This is a genomic window from Streptomyces sp. NPDC048481, assembly GCF_043200075.1.
In the GTDB taxonomy this organism is placed as follows: Bacteria; Actinomycetota; Actinomycetes; order Streptomycetales; family Streptomycetaceae; genus Streptomyces.
The window spans coordinates 1-1422 of the sequence record NZ_JBICXC010000028.1; the positions used below are offsets into that span (position 1 = coordinate 1).

A 1422-nucleotide genomic window follows, 5' to 3' on the forward strand; every position below is an offset into this window, starting at 1 on the left:
CACATAGTCTGAGACCTGATGCCGAGCCGATTGTGGCGAAGTGGATGATCCTATGCTGTCGAGAAAAGCCTCTAGCGAGTTTCATGGCGGCCCGTACCCTAAACCGACTCAGGTGGTCAGGTAGAGAATACCGAGGCGTTCGGGTGAACTATGGTTAAGGAACTCGGCAAAATGCCCCCGTAACTTCGGGAGAAGGGGGGCCACGTTTGGTGAGAGGACTTGCTCCTCGAGCTGGGTGTGGCCGCAGAGACCAGCGAGAAGCGACTGTTTACTAAAAACACAGGTCCGTGCGAAGCCGTAAGGCGATGTATACGGACTGACGCCTGCCCGGTGCTGGAACGTTAAGGGGACCGGTTAGTCACATTTCGGTGTGGCGAAGCTGAGAACTTAAGCGCCAGTAAACGGCGGTGGTAACTATAACCATCCTAAGGTAGCGAAATTCCTTGTCGGGTAAGTTCCGACCTGCACGAATGGCGTAACGACTTCTCGACTGTCTCAACCATAGGCCCGGTGAAATTGCACTACGAGTAAAGATGCTCGTTTCGCGCAGCAGGACGGAAAGACCCCGGGACCTTTACTACAGTTTGATATTGGTGTTCGGTTCGGCTTGTGTAGGATAGGTGGGAGACTTTGAAGCGGCCACGCCAGTGGTTGTGGAGTCGTCGTTGAAATACCACTCTGGTCGTGCTGGATGTCTAACCTGGGTCCGTGATCCGGATCAGGGACAGTGTCTGATGGGTAGTTTAACTGGGGCGGTTGCCTCCTAAAGAGTAACGGAGGCGCCCAAAGGTTCCCTCAGCCTGGTTGGCAATCAGGTGTTGAGTGTAAGTGCACAAGGGAGCTTGACTGTGAGACCGACGGGTCGAGCAGGGACGAAAGTCGGGACTAGTGATCCGGCGGTGGCTTGTGGAAGCGCCGTCGCTCAACGGATAAAAGGTACCCCGGGGATAACAGGCTGATCTTCCCCAAGAGTCCATATCGACGGGATGGTTTGGCACCTCGATGTCGGCTCGTCGCATCCTGGGGCTGGAGTCGGTCCCAAGGGTTGGGCTGTTCGCCCATTAAAGCGGTACGCGAGCTGGGTTTAGAACGTCGTGAGACAGTTCGGTCCCTATCCGCTGCGCGCGCAGGAATATTGAGAAGGGCTGTCCCTAGTACGAGAGGACCGGGACGGACGAACCTCTGGTGTGCCAGTTGTTCTGCCAAGGGCATGGCTGGTTGGCTACGTTCGGGAGGGATAACCGCTGAAAGCATCTAAGCGGGAAGCCTGCTTCGAGATGAGTATTCCCACCCACTTGATGGGGTAAGGCTCCCAGTAGACGACTGGGTTGATAGGCCGGATGTGGAAGCCCAGTAATGGGTGAAGCTGACTGGTACTAATAGGCCGAGGGCTTGTCCTCAGTTGCTCGCGTCCACTGTGTT

The 1422-nt window shown here is 55.9% G+C and carries 1 rRNA gene; it reads left to right on the forward strand.

From position 1 onward, the window contains the following. Positions 1 to 1400, forward strand: a 23S ribosomal RNA gene (locus tag ACGFSH_RS34260); the annotation flags it as partial. Positions 1401 to 1422: the final 22 nt, after the last annotated feature.